General features: G+C 74.5%; 19 protein-coding genes and 1 other RNA gene. 1 reads left to right on the top strand and 19 read right to left on the bottom strand.

Annotated elements, in window-relative coordinates; genetic code table 11:
* Positions 1-312, bottom strand: a complete 312-nt coding sequence (locus AB1207_RS14885) for a DUF3039 domain-containing protein (protein WP_367639168.1) — start codon at positions 310-312, stop codon at positions 1-3.
* 32 nt (positions 313-344) lie between these two features.
* Complete coding sequence (locus tag AB1207_RS14880; protein WP_367639167.1) at positions 345-923, bottom strand: YqgE/AlgH family protein; 579 nt, start codon at positions 921-923, stop codon at positions 345-347.
* Positions 924-990: 67 nt separating this feature from the next.
* Between AB1207_RS14880 and AB1207_RS14875 the strand changes: the two genes are divergently transcribed.
* Entirely contained in the window at positions 991-1,344 is a 354-nt protein-coding gene (locus AB1207_RS14875) for a hypothetical protein (RefSeq protein WP_367639166.1), read from the top strand.
* Here the strand turns inward: AB1207_RS14875 and AB1207_RS14870 are convergent.
* From AB1207_RS14870 to AB1207_RS14790, 17 genes are all read right to left on the bottom strand, one after another.
* Complete coding sequence (locus tag AB1207_RS14870) at positions 1,265-2,104, bottom strand: GGDEF domain-containing protein (RefSeq protein WP_367639165.1); 840 nt, start codon at positions 2,102-2,104, stop codon at positions 1,265-1,267. The genes AB1207_RS14875 and AB1207_RS14870 overlap by 80 nt on opposite strands.
* 138 nt (positions 2,105-2,242) lie before the next feature.
* Positions 2,243-3,559 (bottom strand): hypothetical protein, encoded by a 1,317-nt coding sequence (locus AB1207_RS14865; protein ID WP_367639164.1) that lies wholly within the window; start codon positions 3,557-3,559, stop codon positions 2,243-2,245.
* The gene (locus AB1207_RS14860) at positions 3,556-4,257 is read right to left on the bottom strand and encodes an ABC transporter ATP-binding protein (RefSeq protein WP_367639163.1); all 702 of its coding nucleotides are present in this window, start codon (positions 4,255-4,257) and stop codon (positions 3,556-3,558) included. Before AB1207_RS14860 ends, AB1207_RS14865 begins: the two co-directional genes overlap by 4 nt.
* A gap of 102 nt (positions 4,258-4,359) precedes the next feature.
* Positions 4,360-4,725, bottom strand: a transfer-messenger RNA (tmRNA) gene (gene ssrA, locus AB1207_RS14855).
* A gap of 62 nt (positions 4,726-4,787) precedes the next feature.
* Positions 4,788-6,485, bottom strand: a complete 1,698-nt coding sequence (locus AB1207_RS14850; RefSeq protein ID WP_367639162.1) for a DUF2207 domain-containing protein — start codon at positions 6,483-6,485, stop codon at positions 4,788-4,790.
* A 16-nt stretch (positions 6,486-6,501) separates the two neighbouring features.
* Positions 6,502-6,972 (bottom strand): SsrA-binding protein SmpB, encoded by a 471-nt coding sequence (gene smpB / locus AB1207_RS14845; RefSeq protein ID WP_367639161.1) that lies wholly within the window; start codon positions 6,970-6,972, stop codon positions 6,502-6,504.
* Between the two features lie 47 nt (positions 6,973-7,019).
* Positions 7,020-7,925, bottom strand: a complete 906-nt coding sequence (ftsX, locus tag AB1207_RS14840; protein WP_367639160.1) for a permease-like cell division protein FtsX — start codon at positions 7,923-7,925, stop codon at positions 7,020-7,022.
* The gene (gene ftsE, locus AB1207_RS14835; RefSeq protein ID WP_367639159.1) at positions 7,925-8,614 is read right to left on the bottom strand and encodes a cell division ATP-binding protein FtsE; all 690 of its coding nucleotides are present in this window, start codon (positions 8,612-8,614) and stop codon (positions 7,925-7,927) included. Before ftsE ends, ftsX begins: the two co-directional genes overlap by 1 nt.
* Before the next feature lie 42 nt (positions 8,615-8,656).
* The gene (prfB, locus tag AB1207_RS14830) at positions 8,657-9,721 is read right to left on the bottom strand and encodes a peptide chain release factor 2 (protein WP_367639353.1); all 1,065 of its coding nucleotides are present in this window, start codon (positions 9,719-9,721) and stop codon (positions 8,657-8,659) included.
* A gap of 50 nt (positions 9,722-9,771) precedes the next feature.
* On the bottom strand, positions 9,772-10,443 hold the full coding sequence (locus AB1207_RS14825; protein ID WP_367639158.1) for an SDR family NAD(P)-dependent oxidoreductase: 672 nt from the start codon (positions 10,441-10,443) through the stop codon (positions 9,772-9,774).
* Positions 10,444-10,462: 19 nt separating this feature from the next.
* A complete protein-coding gene (locus tag AB1207_RS14820) occupies positions 10,463-10,906 on the bottom strand; it encodes a pilus assembly protein TadG-related protein (RefSeq protein ID WP_367639157.1) in 444 nt (147 codons plus the stop codon).
* Entirely contained in the window at positions 10,903-11,313 is a 411-nt protein-coding gene (locus AB1207_RS14815) for a pilus assembly protein (protein WP_367639156.1), read from the bottom strand. Before AB1207_RS14815 ends, AB1207_RS14820 begins: the two co-directional genes overlap by 4 nt.
* Positions 11,310-11,696, bottom strand: a complete 387-nt coding sequence (locus tag AB1207_RS14810; protein ID WP_367639155.1) for a TadE/TadG family type IV pilus assembly protein — start codon at positions 11,694-11,696, stop codon at positions 11,310-11,312. Before AB1207_RS14810 ends, AB1207_RS14815 begins: the two co-directional genes overlap by 4 nt.
* Positions 11,693-11,878 (bottom strand): hypothetical protein, encoded by a 186-nt coding sequence (locus tag AB1207_RS14805; protein WP_367639154.1) that lies wholly within the window; start codon positions 11,876-11,878, stop codon positions 11,693-11,695. The genes AB1207_RS14810 and AB1207_RS14805 overlap by 4 nt, the downstream gene beginning before the upstream one ends.
* Before the next feature lie 29 nt (positions 11,879-11,907).
* Positions 11,908-12,774 (bottom strand): type II secretion system F family protein, encoded by an 867-nt coding sequence (locus AB1207_RS14800; RefSeq protein WP_367639153.1) that lies wholly within the window; start codon positions 12,772-12,774, stop codon positions 11,908-11,910.
* Positions 12,771-13,634 carry a type II secretion system F family protein gene (locus AB1207_RS14795; protein WP_367639152.1) on the bottom strand — a complete coding sequence of 288 codons (864 nt, stop codon included), beginning with the start codon at positions 13,632-13,634 and terminating at the stop codon, positions 12,771-12,773. Before AB1207_RS14795 ends, AB1207_RS14800 begins: the two co-directional genes overlap by 4 nt.
* Positions 13,631-14,869, bottom strand: a complete 1,239-nt coding sequence (locus AB1207_RS14790; protein ID WP_367639151.1) for a TadA family conjugal transfer-associated ATPase — start codon at positions 14,867-14,869, stop codon at positions 13,631-13,633. Before AB1207_RS14790 ends, AB1207_RS14795 begins: the two co-directional genes overlap by 4 nt.
* Positions 14,870-14,891 lie beyond the last annotated feature (22 nt).

Genomic DNA, 14,891 nt, shown 5'->3' with positions numbered 1-14,891 from the left:
TCAGGACTTGTCGTCGCCGCCCTTGCCGCCACCGGAGAGGGACTCGTAGATCTCCTTGCAGGTGGGGCAGACGGGGAACCGCTTGGGGTCGCGGCCGGGCACCCACACCTTGCCGCACAACGCGATCACGGGGTCGCCCGAGAGGGCGGACTCCATGATCTTCTCCTTCTTGACGTAGTGGGCGAAGCGCTCGTGGTCCCCCGGGGACGCCTGCTCCTCGACCTGCTCCTCGCGGTCCAGCACCGCGGTGCGCGACGGGGCCGCGGGCGCCGTGGGCTGGGTCTGGAACGGGTCGTCGGTCGGCGAGCTCATGCCCGCAAGCGTACTTGTCGAAGGTGGGGGGCTCAGTTCATGGACACGTCGCGCGGGAAGCTCGCGACGAGGGCCAGGTCGCCGCCCTGGCGGCGCAGGACGTCCCCCCACAGGGCCTCCGGGGCGTCGCAGAACGCGTCGCGGGCCTCGGCGGGCAGCACGAACCAGGCCCCCTCGGCGATCTCGCCCTCGAGCTGCGCCGCGCTCCACCCGGCGTAGCCCGCGAAGATCCGCAGCCCGGCCAGCTCGTCGACGATCGTCTCCGGCGGCGTGTCGAGGTCGACCAGGCCCACCGAGCCGAGGCCGACGGAGCCGAAGACGCGCCGGACACCGGCGGGGTCGGGTCGGTCGCCGGGGACGGCGACCAGGCCGAGGGCGGAGTCCAGCGCGACGGGCCCGCCCTGGAAGAGCTTGCCGGGGGCGGTGGCGAAGGGCTGCCAGCTCGGCAGGACGACGGCGACGTCGACGTCGAGCGGGCGGTTGACGACGACCCCGAGGGCGCCGTCCTCGTCGTGGTTGAGGACGAGGACCACCGAGCGGGAGAAGTTGGGGTCGCTCAGCGACGGGGTCGCCAGCAGCAGGCGCCCCGTCAGGCTCGCGGTCTCGCTCACCCGTTCATCATGGCACCGGGGCACCACCCGCCTTGGCGTAGTGAGAATCGTTCTCTACAGTCGGGGCGTGAACACCTGGCTGCTGGTCCCCGCCGAGGAGGTCGGCCTGCTCGCCCGGCTCCGACCCGCCGTCCGACGCACCCCCGACGGCGTGCTCGTGGCGCTCGACAGCCCTCCCCCGGTGGCCGGCGCCCAGCTCGGGCTGGCCACGGACGGCACGCTGCTCTGGTACGGCGGGGGCTTCACCGCCGCCGAGGTGCAGACGCTCGTCGAGCACGTCCGGCTCGGCCGCCTGCACGAGCTCGGCCTCGTCCTCGGGCACCGGCGGCTGCGGACGCGCCTCACGCGTGGCGGTGGCGCCGCTTCTCCTCGTACATGCGACGGTCGGCGCTCGCGAGGACCTCGGCCGTCGAGCGCGTGAGGTCGTCCTGGACGAGGCCCACGCTGCAGCGCACGGGCACGGCGCGGTGGCCGGGCACCTCGAGGGGGACGTCGGCGACGGCCTCGCGCAGCCGCCGGCCCAGGGCTGCCGGGTCGACGTCGCCGGCCTCGACGAGCACCACGAACTCGTCGCCGCCGAAGCGCGCCACGGTGTCCCCTGCGCGCGACGTGCCGGCCAGGCGACCGGCGATGCGGACGAGGGCCTGGTCGCCGACGAGGTGACCGTGCTCGTCGTTCAGCTGCTTGAGGTCGTCGACGTCGCAGAAGGCGACGACGGGGACGTCCCCGCTGCGCCGCGCCCGGGACCGGGCGAGCTCCCACCGGTCCTCGAACAGCTCCCGCGTGGGCAGACCCGTCAGCCGGTCGTGCGTGGCCCGGTGGGCGAGGTCGCGCGTCCGCTCGACGTGCTGGGTGACGTCCCAGCACGACAGGCTGAGCACCCCGTCGGGCGTCCCGCCGCCGACGAGCACCTCGACCGTGACGTCGCGGCCGTCCGCGCCCCGCCAGCGCCACTCGTGGGCCGTGCGGTCGTCCCGGGCCCCCCGGTCCAGGGTCGCGACGACGTCGGCGAGGTCCTCGGGGTGCACGACCTCGGCCAGCGGCCGGTCCAGCAGGCCGTCGAAGAGGTCCGTCGCGGCGCGGTTGGCCCACGCGGCGCGCCACCCCGAGGGTCCGCGGTCGACCAGGACCGTCGCCAGCGGCGAGTCCTCCACGAGGCGCCGGTAGTCGGCGTCCTGCACTGCGGTTCCCCCTCGCGTCCCCGGCCCGGACGGCCGGTGTCCCCAGACCGTACGAGGCGCGAGCACACGGTGCGGCCCGAGTACCGGATCATCGCCGACACGGCGGACACGCTGCGACGCAGCGTGTCCGATGGTGACTCAGCGAGAGGCGCAGGACGCGACGAGCGGCCGGCTGGCGCGCGCGGCCAGCAGCACCAGCACCGCGCCGACGACGGCGCACCCGAGGAACCACAGCACCCCCACCGGCGCGGCCTGCAGCAGGCCCAGCACCGGGGAGACCACGAGGAGCGAGAGCGCGGCCGCACCGCCCATCGTCACCACGAGCGGGATCCACGTCTCCCGGGCCCGCGCGCTGTGCAGGACGCCGAGGTCGGTGCCGGCCAGGTGCAGCATCCGGTAGCGGGACCGGGAGTCCAGCACCCGGGAGGCCTGCGTCACGCCCGTCGAGACGGCCGCCAGCACGGCGGAGATGACGAGCGTGACCGCCGCCCCGGTCCCGATGTCGACGGCGAGGCGGTCCGCCGCGTCCTCCCCCTGGGTCAGACCCGGGACGACGCTGAGGCAGCCCGCCACGAAGGTGACCAGCGAGATGCCCCCCACGCTGCGCCACACCGACTTGGGGTCCTCGGCCATGCGCCGCGCGGCCAGCAGCGTCTCGACGCTGCGCGCCCGGGCGGCCAGGACACGTCCCAGCAGCGAGACGAACAGCGGTCCGACGAGGTTGAAGAGCGCGAACGCGCCCGCCAGCAGCCCGACGAGGACGAGGACCCCGACGGCCGCGCCCAGCCCGAACAGGACGCTGCTCGCGTTGAAGGCGGCGACGAAGCCGGCCCCGAGGGCCAGGACCGGCAGCACGCGGACCCAGCTGAGCCCTTTCTGCGGCACCCGCTGCGCCACGCCCAGCGGCGTGACGACGACGCGTCGCAGGCTGACGAGGCAGGACAGCAGCGCGACGGCGAGCACCGCGGCGACCGTCGCGAGCACCGGCACGACGCCCAGGCGCAGCTCCGCGACGTCGAACGTCCGGCCCTGGAACCGCAGCTGGGCCGCGGCCGGGAGGGTCGCCAGGGCGAGCGCGACCCCGGCGACCGCCCCGGAGAGGGCCTGTGCCCCGGCGTCCAGGAGGGCGACGAGGGTGGTCTGCGCGCTGGTGGCGCCCGCCAGCCGCAGACGGGACAGGCGCTCGTCGCGGCGCGCGATGGTGAGGCGGGCAGCCGCGGCCCCGAGCGTGGCGGTCGGCACGACGAGCAGCGCCACCGCGACCCACGACAGAAAGGGGTACGTCGGGTCGGCGCCCGGCACCTCGGCGCGCGCCTGGAACGCCTGCACCCCGCCGGCGACGGTGAGCACCGCCCACGTCGTGACGCCGAAGGCCGTGACCGCGAGCACGGTGGGCAGCCGGGTCTCGGCGTGCGTGTGCCGGGCCAGGGACCACCAGAGGCGGACGGCGCTCACCGGGCCACCCCCGCCGCGGACGTGGCGGGGGCGGTGAACTCGGAGACCACCCGGCCGTCGCGCATGGCGATGGTCCGGTCGCACCAGCGGGCGACGCCCGCGTCGTGCGTGACGACGACGAGCGCGGCCCCGTGCTCGCGGGTCGCCGCCGTCAGCAGGTCCAGCACCTCCCGGCCGGTGGCCTGGTCGAGCGCACCGGTCGGTTCGTCGGCGAAGACGACCATGGGGCTGCCCACGAGGGCGCGCGCGATGGCCACCCGCTGCGCCTGCCCGCCGGACAGCTCCCCCGGCCGGCGCCGCTCCATCCCGGCCAGGCCGAGACGGCGCAGGAGCCCACCGGCCCGCTCGGTCGCGGCGGCGCGCGAAGCCCCCGACAGCAGTAGCGGCAGGGCGGCGTTCTCCTCGGCCGGGAGCTCCGAGAGGAGCTGACCGGACTGGAAGACGAAGCCGAAGTCGTTGCGCCGCAGCTTGGTGCGCTCGGCGTCGGAGAGGGTGAGCAGATCGGTGCCCGCGAGGTCGACGGCCCCGGCCATGGGGCGCAGGATGCCGGCGAGGACGTGCAGGAGGGTGGTCTTGCCCGATCCGGAGGGGCCCATGACGGCGACCGATTCCCCCGCGCCGACGCGGACGTCGACCCCGTCGAGGGCGCGGGTGGAGCCGTAGGTCATGACGAGACCGCGGGCGGTGAGGATGTCCATGGCTCGAGCCTGTCGCGCGGGGCCCCTGCGCCGCGTCGGAGCGCGGGCGGAACCCGCCGGACGCACGTCCGCCCGGGGGCGTAGGCCCCCGGGCGGGTGGTGTGGTGGAGATGGCGGGAATCGAACCCGCGTCCGTCAGCGTGGTACCAGGGCTTCTCCGGGTGCATCCTGTTCAGCGGTCTGCTCGGCCCCGATGCTCACACAGGCATGTCATCGCCGGGCCCAGCCGCGTTGATTGTCCCTCTCACGTACGCGACCTCCGTGAGAGGTGAGCCCCCTAGCTGATGCCAGGACCCGGGGCGGGAGCACACCCGGGCTGACAGAGTCGCACTCGCTCAGGCGGCGAGGGCGAACTCGGTGCGCTTGGAATCGGCACCTATTGGTTTGCATGGATCGTTGACGAGATGACCATGCATCCTCGACCCGCTTCCCCTGGCTCGACGACCAACGTCGAAACCTGTCATCCCCATGTTGAGTTGTGCGTCCAGCTTACCGTGCAAACGGCGGGACCGTCGCACGCATTCCGCCCCTCACCAGGAACCGCCACCGCCACCGCCCGCGGCGCCGCCGGAGTAGGAGGCCCCGCCGGACGTGCTCGCCGTCGAGGGCGTCGCGGCGCTCAGCGCGTCGGAGGTGCTGGCGGAGAACCCGCCCATCGTCCCGGCGAAGAGGGCGACGTTGAAGGTGGAGCTGCTCGCCGCCGACCCCGCGTACCAGGCGGGCGCCGGCGGCGGCGCCTCGCGGAGACCGTCGGCCCAGCGCTGCGTCGCGCCGAGGGCCACGGCGTACGGCAGGAGCCGGGTCGAGCGGTCGCCGCCGCCGCCGGCGAGCGCGTCCCGGAAGTCCGCCGCCCGCGCCCGCACGGCCCGGCCGGCCGCGGTCCGCGGTTCGGCCGTGGCGGTGGCGACGACGGCGAGGAGGACACCGACGGCCACGACCGCGAGCCCGACGAGCGCCGCCGACGTCCAGACCGCGAGCGCCACGGTGACGAGCACGCCCGCCAGCGCGACGGCGAGCCCCGCCCCGAGGCGCCGCAGGACCACCCGCGACGGGCGGGCCGTGAAGAGGCCGCGGGACACCGCGTCGTCCTCGAGGAACTCCTTGGTGAGCTGGGTGCCGGCCCGGGCGGTGGTGCGGACGGCCGACAGCGTCGTCGACGTGGCCCCCTCGCTGAAGACGGTGTCGAGCAGGCGCTGCTCAGCGCGGGAGGGCTCGTCGGTCGTCGTCCGTCGCTCCAGCGCCCAGTCGGCAGTCGCCCCGTCCGGGTCGTCGCCGGGCACCTCGGTGAGGGTCAGGTGCCCGCGCTCGGCCAGGTGCAGCAGGGTCGCCACGACGTCCTCGTCCCGGGCGTGGCCGTGGACCACGGCCCCGACGACCCCCGGGGGCAGGCTCGTGACGTCGGCCGTCGCGGACCCCGTGGGCAGGGTCCGGCGACGCAGGCCGAGGGCCACCGCGAGACCGGCCAGGAGGACCGCGCCGGCCCCGCCGAGGCTCGCGGGCGTGGCGGCGAAGGCCTGCACCGGGCTGAAGGTGTCGACCAGCAGCGGGGGCGCCGGGTCGACCGCACCGGAGGGCGGGACCGCGGAGACGGTGACGCCCTCCTCGGCGTCCAGACCCTGCACGGTGGCCGTCGCCTCGGCGCCTGCGGCCCGCACCTCGCACGGGGTGGTGCTGCCCTGCGACCCCCGGAAGCAGCGGACGTCCTGCAGGTCGCCGGGTGCCCGCAGGACGACGTCGGCACGGGTGATCGGCACCTGCCACCCCGTGCCGACGGCGTCCCAGGCGATCTGCACCGACCCGTCGGACCGCCGGTCGGCCACCGCGGGGACGGTGTAGGTGAGGACGTACGTCTGACGACCGGTGACGTCGTCGCGGTCCGGGTCGCCGATCCTGACGTCGAGCGAGTCGCCGTCGCGCTCGCTCTGCACCTGCGTCGCCGCGCCGGTGGGACTGCTCACCCGCAGGTCGCGGACGGGGTAGCTGCGGTCGTGCGTCTGGTCGTACCGCGCCCGCACGGGCAGGACGCGTTCGAGGCCGTGGTGGCCGTCGGACCCGAAGTCGTACGTGATCTCCTCGCGCACGGCCAGGGAACCGTCGCGGGCCAGCGTGAGCTCGGTGCTCAGGAGGTCGATGCGCTCGTCGTCGTCGGCGGCCGCCGGGAGCGCCAGCGGGCCGGCGACGAGCAGGACCGCGCCGACGACGCCGAGCAGGGCGGTGCGCACGGGCACGGTGTCGAACCCCGCGTCAGCGGTTCTGCCGGTAGGACATCGCGCGTTCGGCCTCGCGGCGGTCCTGCCGCTCGCGCAGGGCGTGCCGCTTGTCGTAGTTCTTCTTGCCGCGCGCGAGGCCGATCTCGACCTTGACCCGCCCGTCGACGAAGTACAGCGCCAGCGGCACGATCGTCAGCCCGGACTCGCGGACCTTGCCCGCCCACTTGTCGATCTCGGCACGGTGCAGCAGGAGCTTCCGCTTGCGACGCGGCGTGTGGTTGGTCCAGGTCCCCTGGACGTACTCGGGGATGTGGACGCCCTCGAGCCACATCTCGCCCCGGTCGATGTGGGCGAAGCCGTCGACGAGGGAGGCCCGCCCCATCCGCAGGGCCTTCACCTCGGTGCCCATGAGGCTGACGCCGGCCTCGTAGACGTCGTCGATGAAGTAGTCGTGGCGCGCCTTGCGGTTGCTGGCGATGACCTTGCGCCCGGTTTCGCGCGGCACGTCGTCCCTCCTGGTGTTCTGGCTCTGCGGGTCGTGAGCCCTCCAGTCTAGACCTTGAGCCAGCGGCGCAGGCTGAACAGGGAGGCGATGACCGCGAACACGACGCCGACGCCGATGATGACCGGCCCCGTCTGGGTCAGCACGTCGGACGTGTCGATGAGCCGCGTCGTGAACCCCGGACGGTTCTGCAGGCGGGAGACGCCGAAGTTCACCATCGCCCACAGCGCCCCGGAGGCGAGCACGCCCCCGATGAGGCTGGCCACGACGCCCTCGAGGACGAACGGCAACTGGATGAGCGCACGCGACGCCCCGACCAGCCGCATGATCGTCGTCTCGCGGCGGCGGCTGAACGCCGTGAGCCGGATCGTCGTGGACACGAGCATCATCGAGCACAGCAGCATGAGCGCCGCCAGGCCCAGCGCGATGTTCGTCGCGACGTCCAGCACCGTGAACAGCGGCTGCAGGATGGCGCGCTGGTCGGGCACGTCCTCCACCCCGACGGCGGTCTCGTAGTCCGCGCTGACCTCCTTGTACTGCTGGGGGTCGTTGAGGCGGATGCGGAAGGACTCCGGCAGCTGGTCGGCCGTCAGGTTGTCCGTGACCGCCGGAGTGGACTGCTCCTTGAAGTTGTCCAGGGCCTGCTGCTGGGACTCGTAGTAGACGCGCTCCACGCGCGGGTCCGCCTGCAGCTGCTCGCGCAGCGCGGTGCGCTGGGCGTCGGTGATCGCTCCGCTCGGGCAGCGGTCGGTCGGGGAGGTGTCACCGCAGAGGAAGACCGAGACCTGGACGCGGTCGTACCACTCGCCCTTGAGGATCCCGACCTGCTTCTGCACGAGCAGCCCGGTCCCGAAGAAGAACAGGGACACCATCGTCACGAGCACGACGGCGACCGACATCGTGAAGTTGCGGCGCAGGCCGGTGGCCATCTCGCCCAGCACGAACCCCAGGCGCATCAGCGGCCCGATCCGTAGACGCCGCGGTCCTCGTCGCGCACGACGCGACCGTCGCGCAGCTCGACGACGCGCTTGCGCATCTGGTCGACGATGTCGTCGTCGTGCGTGGCCATGAGAATCGTGGTCCCCGTGCGGTTGATGCGGTCCAGCAGCTTCATGATCCCGACGCTCGTCTCGGGGTCGAGGTTCCCGGTGGGCTCGTCGGCCAGCAGGATCGCCGGCCGGTTGACGAACGCGCGCGCGATCGCCACGCGCTGCTGCTCACCCCCGGACAGCTCGTGCGGGCGGCGCTTCTCCTTGCCGGCCAGGCCCACCAGTCCCAGCGTCTCCGGGACGGTCTGGGCGATGACGTGACGCGGCTTGCCCAGCACCTGCAGGGCGAAGGCGACGTTCTCGTAGACGGACTTGTCGGCCAGGAGCCGGAAGTCCTGGAACACGACCCCGATCTGGCGGCGCAGCTGCGGCACCTTCCAGGAGCGCAGCCGGCCGACGTCACGACCGTTGACCTGGACCGAGCCGGAGCTGGCCTTCTCCTCCTTCAGCACCAGCCGCAGGAAGGTGGACTTGCCCGATCCCGAGGGGCCGACGAGGAAGACGAAGTCGCCCTTGTCGATCTGGAGGGTCACCTCGGCGAGCGCGGGGCGGTGCCCCTCGCCGTAGGACTTGCTGACGTGCTCGAAGGTGATCATCACTCCCACCCTATGGTCTGTGGCTCAGCGTGAGCGCCGGGCTCAGGCCTCGCGCTGCCGCCGCCAGCGGATGCCCGCGTCGAGGAAGCTGTCGATCTCCCCGTCGAAGACGCCGTCGGTGTTGCCGACCTCGAAGTTCGTGCGCAGGTCCTTGACCATCTTGTAGGGCTGCAGGACGTAGGACCGCATCTGGTTGCCCCACGAGCCGGAGTCCTCGCCCTTGAGCGCGTCGAGCTCTGCCTGCCGGTCCTGACGCGCCTTCTCCAGCAGCTTGGCCTGCAGGACGCGCATGGCGGCCGCCTTGTTCTGCAGCTGCGACTTCTCGTTCTGGCAGGTGACGACGATGCCGGTCGGCAGGTGCGTCAGGCGGACCGCGGAGTCGGTCGTGTTGACCGACTGACCACCCGGGCCGGACGAGCGGTAGACGTCGACGCGGACCTCGTTCTCCGGGATCTCGATGTGGTCGGTCTCGGCCACGACGGGCAGCACCTCGACGCCGGCGAACGACGTCTGGCGACGGCCCTGGTTGTCGAAGGGCGAGATGCGCACGAGGCGGTGGGTGCCCTGCTCGACGCTCAGGGTGCCGTAGGCGTAGGGCGCGGCGACCTTGAACGTCGCCGACTTGATGCCCGCCTCCTCGGCGTAGGAGGTGTCGTAGACCTCGCTCTTGTACCCGTGGCGCTCGGCCCAGCGCAGGTACATGCGCATGAGCATCTGCGCGAAGTCGGCGGCGTCGACGCCCCCGGCCTCGGCGCGGATCGTCACGAGCGCCTCGCGCGGGTCGTACTCCCCGGACAGCAGCGTGCGGACCTCGAGCTCCTCGAGGGACTTGCGGATGCCCGCGAGCTCCTCCTCGGCCTCGGCCAGGGAGTCGGCGTCGTGCTCGGACTCGGCCAGCTCGACGAGCACCTCGAGGTCGTCGATGCGCCCGCCCATCTTCTCGATGCGCTCCAGCTCGGCCTGGATCGAGGACAGCCGGCTCGTCACGCCCTGGGCGGTCTCGGGGTCGTCCCACAGGTCCGGCGCGGCGGCCTGCTCGTTGAGGTCGGCCAGCTCCTTGCGCAGGCCCTCGAGGTCCGACACCTCCCGGATGGACGCGTACGTCATGCGGAGGGCGGAGATCTCGGCGGGGAAGTCGATGGCCACGACCGACGAGTCTACGTCTGCGCGAACGCCTCCGACGGCAGCTCCCGCTCACCCTCGGTGATGCCGCGCAGGATGCGGTCGGCCACGGCCCGCGGCTCCAGGCCCTGCGGCAGCTTCGGCGCGGACCCGGCGACGGGCCGCGTCGCCAGGCCGGTCTCGGTGTGCGGCGGGCGGACGTCGAGGACCCGGACCCGCGAGCGCTCCTCCCGGGCCAGGGCCGTGACGAAGGACGACAGGGCGGCCTTGGCCGCGGAGTACGGGGCCATCCCGGCCTGCGGCTTCTCCGCGACGACGGCGGTCACGACGGCCGCGAACGCGTCGTTCCCCTCGCGCAGGTGCGGGACCGCGGCTCGCAGCAACCGGATCGGGCCGATGGCGTCGGCGAGGAACAGCTCGTCGAGGAGGTCGTCGTCGGCGTCGACGCCCTTGCCGAACGCGACGACCCCGGCGGCGTGGACGAGGCCGTCCAGGCGGCCGAGGTGGGCGACGGCCTCCTCCACGAGGCGCTCGGGCTCCCCCGGCAACCGCAGGTCGGCGGCGACGGCGTGCGTGCCGTCGATCTGCGGCGCCGTCCGTCCGCTCACCACGACCCGGGCGCCGGCGGCCAGCAGCCCCTCCACCAGGGGACGGCCCAGCCCGCCGCCCGCACCCGTGACCAGGACTCCTGCGTCTCGAAGCTCCACGGCGCACACGCTGGCACGCTCACCGCAGGTCGGCCACCGCGCTCGACCGCGCTACGAGGCGGACCCGGACGAACTGCGCCGGGACGAAGGACGCGAAGGGCGGGGTCGTCACCCGGACGAGTTCGACGCGGGCCGTCCGCCCGTCCGGCGTGCCGGTGCCCGCGCCGACCGCGACGCCCGCCGCGTGCGCGGCGACGTAGGCCTCGACGCTGTCCCGGACCGAGGCGCGGGTCAGCAGCAGCGGGTCACCGGCGCGTCCGCCCGCGTAGTAGCGGTCCTCGTCGAGGGCGTCGGCGGCGTCGCGGGCCGCGGCGTCGGACAGGGCGTACAGCTCCTTGCGCTGCAGGTGCACCGCGGACGCCGACGTGACGACGAGGACCAGGACCGTGGCGAGCAGGCCGAAGGCCAGGGCCAGCAGCGTGATCCGGCCCTCGTCACCCGTCGGAGTCTTCGGACTGCTCACGGCGCGAACCGGTCGACGACGGCGACGCGACGGACGCTCACCGGGACCTGCAGGGGCAGCACGTCGCGGGCGAAGGCCGGCACGAGCGGCAGCGGCACGTCGACGCGGACGGTCGCGGCCACCTCCGCCTCGGGGGTGCGGCAGGGGTCGGCGGCGCAGGCGACGGCCAGGCGCGCGGTCCGCGCCGGCAGCGCCTGGTCGGTGACCGCGAGCGCCACCGCCGCCTCGGCGTCGGCCGGGGGTGCGCCGGCGGCGGTCAGGCGGGCGGCCTCGCTCGCGCCGGACCCGGCCGCGAACGTCGCCGCCTGCACCCGGCCCAGCGTCAGGACGAGGTAGACCAGCGGGACCAGGAGCAGGATCCCGACGGCGAGGAACTCGACGGTGGCGCTGCCCTCGTCGCGCGTCACGACCCCTCCTGCAGGGCGTGGCCTCGGACGGTGAGCCCGCGTCCCGGCCCGAGCAGCCCGAGCACCGGGAGCGGGGCCGCGACCTGCACCTCGACGACGGGCTGCGCACCGACGCGGACGACGCCCGCGGTGACGTCACGGGCGTAGGCCGGTGACAGGGACGCGGCGAGGAGCTCGCGGGTGCGCCGGGCCCCGTCGGCCGGGGAGTGTCCGCGCAGCGCCCCGAAGCGGGCGCCCTCCCCCGCGCAGTCGGCGGCGGTCGCCCGCACGTGCTGGACGACGGCGAGCTGCACGACGGCGACGAAGAGCAGGGACAGCAGCCCGGCCACGGCGGCGAACTCCGCGACGGCCGACCCCTCGTCCCCGCGGTGCGGGGCCCTCACAACTGGGTCACGACCGCGTCCATCGCGGTGGTGAACAGGGCGGCCAGGCGCGGACCGGCGACGGCCCACAGCCCGACCACCAGGCCGGCGGTCATGATCGTGACGAGCACCCAGCCGGGCACGTCGCCCCGGTCGTCGTTCTCGATCCTGTCCCCGAGGGCGGTCAGCAACTGGTGGAGCACGGTGTTCCTCTTCTCTGCGGTGGGTCCGCTCAGTGGTCGAGCTGGAGCTGGGCCAGCCCGGGGTAGACGGCGAAGACGACGACGGTCGGGAGGATCCCGAAGACGACCGGCACGAGCATCCGCACCTCGGCGCGGCCCCCGGCCTCCGTCAGCCGGCGGTGCTCGGCGTCGCGGGCGTCGGCCGCCTGGGCGCGCAGCACCTCCGCCAGCGGGCTGCCCGCCTCGACGGCGACGCAGACCGCGTCGACGAAGCGGGTGAACGGGGGCACCTGCCACCGGCCGGCGAGCGTCGTCAGGGCCTCCAGCAGCGGGGTGCCCGTCCGCACGCGGGCCAGGGCCCCGCGCAACCCGTCGCACAGGGGCCCGCGGCCGGCGGCGACCCGTTCGAGGGCCGCGGTGACGTTCTCCCCCGCCGCGACGGACAACGCGAGCAGTTCGGCCACCGCGGGCAGTTCCGCGACGAGCTCGGCCCGGCGCCGCCGGACCGCGCGGTCCAGGACGGCGTCGCGGGCGAGCACCCCCGCGCAAGCTCCGACGGCCATCGCGGCGAGCACCGCCAGCGGGTCGCCGCCTGCCGCGGCGACGGCGACGACGAGCGCCAGGACCGTGGCAGCGCAGGCCCACAGGACCTGCTCGGCACGGTGGCCCGGGGAGCGGTCGGAGCCGTCGGTCCCGGGGTCCAGGACGGCGAGACGGCCGGCCACGGTGCGACCGCCACCGAGCCGCTGACCGACGGCCGCGGCCAGCGACCGGACCCGGTCCTGCGCCGACGTGGTCCCGTGCCCGAGGTACGGCAGCACGCGCGCCTCCAGGGCGACGCGACGCCCCAGCGGGACACCGGTGAGCACGAGGAGCAGGCCCAGACCGGCGAGGAGCCCGAGCAGCGCGCCGGTCACGTCAGCACCCGCCGTGGCGTGGGCAGCCGACCGAGCCGCAGCATGAGCCGGTAGGACCCGGCCGTCAGCGCGGCCCCGCCGGCGAGGACGAGGGCACCCGTCGTGTCGGCGAACGCCGCGAGGGTCCCCGGGCGGGTGGCGAGCAGCGCCAGCACGATCCACGGCGCGGCGACCGCGAGGCGGGCCGCCGAGACCGTCCAGCTCTGCCGGGCCTGGAGTTCGCCGCGGGTGCGGGCGTCCTCGCGCAGGTAGCCGGAGAACGTCCGCAGCGTGGCGCCGAGGTCGCTGCCGCCGACCTGCCGCGTCATGCGCACCGTCGCCGCGAGCCGGTCGAAGACGGGGTCGGCGAGGTCGTCGCGCAGCCGTTCCAGCTCGGCGTCGAAGGACCCGCTGGCCCGGTGGGCGGCGGCGAACCGCGCGAAGGCCGGTCGGAACCCCGACGGACCGCGCACGGCGAGCCCGGCCACCGCCTCCGGCAGCGTGGCGCCTGCGCGGACGGACGCCGTCATGGCGTCGACGGCGTCGGGCCACTGCGCGGCGGCGTCCTGCTCCCGGCGGCGGGCCCGCGACCGGGCGAGGACGACCGGCGCCCACGCGGCCGCGGCGCAGGCCCCGAACCCGAGCACGGGCACCGCGCTGACGGCGAGCACCAGGACCCCCGCGCCGGTGCCGGCCACGAGGCAGACGAACGGAAGGGCGGCGGTGGGGACCTCCGGCCAGCCCGCGGCGTCGAGCAGCGCGCGGACGCGACGACGCGGCCGCCGCACCCGCGGCGGGCGGGTCCAGCACGCCCACCACACGCAGAAGACGCCGAGGCCCAGCAACGCCCCGACCCGCACCCCGTCCATCGACCCGTTCACCCGGAGGTCCCGAGCAGGTCGGCGAGGTCGAAACCCGCGCGCTCGAAGCGGTCCCGGTGCGGGGGCCAGCCCGTCCCGCGGACGAGTTCCCCGCCGCGCGTGGTGAACAGTTCGGCGGTCTCGACGACGCCGCCCTCCACCCGGCCCGGGACGGCGAGCACCTCGCGCACGCGACGGCGACCCGTGGTGTCGAGCCCGGCGTGGACGACGAGGTCGAGGCTCGCCGCGACCGCCGGGACGACGAAACCGCTCGTGACGTTCTCGCCCGCCAGGAGCGGCAGGGTGCACATCTTCGCGACGGCGTCGGCGGCGGAGTTCGCGTGGACGGTCGCGGCGCCGGGCAGTCCGGAGTTCAGGGCGATGAGCAGGTCCAGGCTCTCGGCCTGCCGCACCTCACCGACGACGAGGCGGTCCGGGCGCATCCGCAGCGCCTCCTTGACGAGGCGGCGCAGCGGGATTTCCCCGCGGCCCTCGAGGTTCGGCTGCCGGCACTGCATCGCGACGACGTCGCGGTTCTGCAGCTGCAGCTCGAACACCTCCTCGCACGTCACGATGCGCTGGTGCGCGGGAACGGCGGCGAGCAGGCAGTTCAGGAGCGTCGTCTTGCCGGCCTGGGTCCCGCCGGAGACCAGGACGTTCAACCCGGCCGCGACGGCGGCGGACAGGAACCGGGCGGCGGGTGCGGTGAGGGAACCCAACCCCACGAGGTCGTCGAGGCGGCGGGCACGGACGACGAACCGGCGGACGTTCACGGCCCAGTGCCGGCGCGTCACGTCCGGGATGACGACGTGCACCCGCGACCCGTCGGGCAGCGACGCGTCGACGAACGGCGAGGACAGGTCCACCCGACGACCGCTCGTGGCGAGCATCCGTTCCACGAGTTCGGCGACGGTCTCCTCGTCGAGGATGGTGGTCGTGAGTTCGGCGACCCCACCGCGCGCCACGAACACCTTGCCGGGTTCGTTGATCCAGATCTCCTCGACGTCGGGGTCGTCGAAGTACCGTTGCAGCGGACCGAAACCCGAGACCGCCGCGACGACCTCGCGAGCCGCGTCCTGCCGGTCGGGCAGACCGGGCAGGGAACCGTCGAGGGACCGCAGGTCGTAGTCGAGGACGACGGAGTCCACGAGGGAGCGCAGTTCGGCCGCGTCCCCCCGGAAACTCCCGGCCGCGATGCGGCGGCGCACCTGCGCCCGCACCTCGTCCTCCACCAGCCGCACCGCGTCCACGCGCACCTCCCCCTCACTCGGCTCGGAG

Origin of the sequence: Kineococcus endophyticus (assembly GCF_040796495.1) — a bacterium.
GTDB lineage: Bacteria > Actinomycetota > Actinomycetes > Actinomycetales > Kineococcaceae > Kineococcus > Kineococcus endophyticus.
The sequence above is the reverse complement of the archived record's forward strand: the minus strand, read 5'-3'. Positions and strand labels throughout refer to the sequence as shown.